Annotated in this window: 1 protein-coding gene; it reads right to left on the minus strand. The window is 41.0% G+C overall.

Annotated elements, in window-relative coordinates; translation table 11 throughout:
* Nucleotides 1–109: 109 nt before the first annotated feature.
* Complete coding sequence (locus tag AK963_RS28870) at nt 110–769, minus strand: hypothetical protein (protein ID WP_066018713.1); 660 nt, start codon at nt 767–769, stop codon at nt 110–112.
* Nucleotides 770–1,530 lie beyond the last annotated feature (761 nt).

The raw sequence follows: 1,530 nt of genomic DNA on the forward strand, positions 1-1,530 counted from the left end.
ACTCTCTGCAACCAGAATTCAGGGATGGTTTGAGATATCGACATGATGACCTCCATGATAACTGGAAGCCATGATTTCAGGCTGGGAAATTAGACGGAAGGACGTGGGTTTATTTGGCGCTTACGGTCGAGACGGCAGCAAAGCATGTGTTACTGAAATTTAAAAAGCCTTCTATAGAGGCTACTGGTGAGAAGTTTGTACTCAGTGGGCGATGAGTGAAAAGTGTAAGAAGTCGTTGCTCTTCTCTTCTCTCAGCCATTTTTTGCATGGCCTGTTCACCAAAGCCAAGGGCTGTTTCTGTATCCATGTCAGCTTTAGCAGCTTTTATGCTTATTAGATCCCGTAAAACAGGGAGGTAGTTTAACTCTGTTGCTGTTGGTGCGAGTAGCTTGGTTAAGGTTTTGGGAATAGCGTCATGGTCATACCATGGTGCATGGTGGTATGGTGCAAGATGAATCATGGTTCTTTTTGGGTATGTTTCAGGGTTCAATATCTGCCAGAATAACTCTTCTCCAAACTTTTGGTAGTATTGCTGCAATACCCTCTGTATTGCATCGTTCAGGCTATTTAGATATTCATGCTTTACATTTTTCATTGAACTTTTGTAGCGATGAAATGTCTTTAAAGCACAAAAAATTATTACTTGGATGAGTGTGCGTAGTTCTCTGTCTTCATTAGCCCTGTATTCTTTTGATGTTTTTTTATCAACGGTTTGAATTTCTTCACTCAGATAGTCAAGCCATTCTTGATCGTCTGTGCTTTGATCCATATCAGAGCAGCACCTAATACATGAGTGTGCGATTTTTTCCCATAATCCTTTTCCACTAATAATTGCCTTGAGATTAGTAATGATCTCAAGGCTTCCAATTTTCAGATCATCTTGAGGCTGTGATGTTGTTTCTTCTCTTGCTCTGGGTTTTTCTGTTGTCGAAGGTTGATCATAAACGGTTACCTCTTCATCAGATGTATCTAACGTAAGGGGGGGATTTCTTCCGGGTGAGGCCGTAATGGTAGTAATCGTAATTCACAGTCTATTTGTCTAGAGGTTGAGCGTTGGCAAAGTCTGGAATTTTGAGTTTCTTTTGCCTCTTTTAGATTTTGTAGACTGCTCCCTTTTCTTAAACAACGTTCTGTCGTGCTAGGCCTTAATGCGCGTTTCGGATTGAATGCAGTTGTATCCCTGCTAAAGGGCTGTTTTCTGGGGAGAAGGGTTTCCTGTGAGCCGGAGTATGAGCATTCAGGTGAAATTTGGTAATCCATATGTATTGAGATTCTTTGTTGGAATAAGAGTCCCCCTCAGTGTAGTTCTGTAATGAGATCTATGAATATAACGACTTGTTGTAATTAATATGATAATGAAATGAAAATTATTCTTATATTAATAATTGCAAAGTGAGTGTTACCCCAAAGGGGCAACACTTTTCAGAATCAACCTGACTAGCATGGTTTGCCGGGTAACCCCGGTTTTGGAAAAGATTGAACGCAGGTGGGCACGGGCGGTATTTCGACTGATAAACAGAGTTTCGGATG

Origin of the sequence: Endozoicomonas atrinae, from assembly GCF_001647025.1 — a bacterium.
Taxonomy (GTDB): domain Bacteria; phylum Pseudomonadota; class Gammaproteobacteria; order Pseudomonadales; family Endozoicomonadaceae; genus Endozoicomonas; species Endozoicomonas atrinae.

What these genes read in the sequence shown, in the direction of transcription:
- AK963_RS28870 (WP_066018713.1), bottom strand. Translation starts at nt 769, where the DNA reads ATGGATCAAAGCACAGACGATCAAGAATGGCTTGACTATCTGAGTGAA.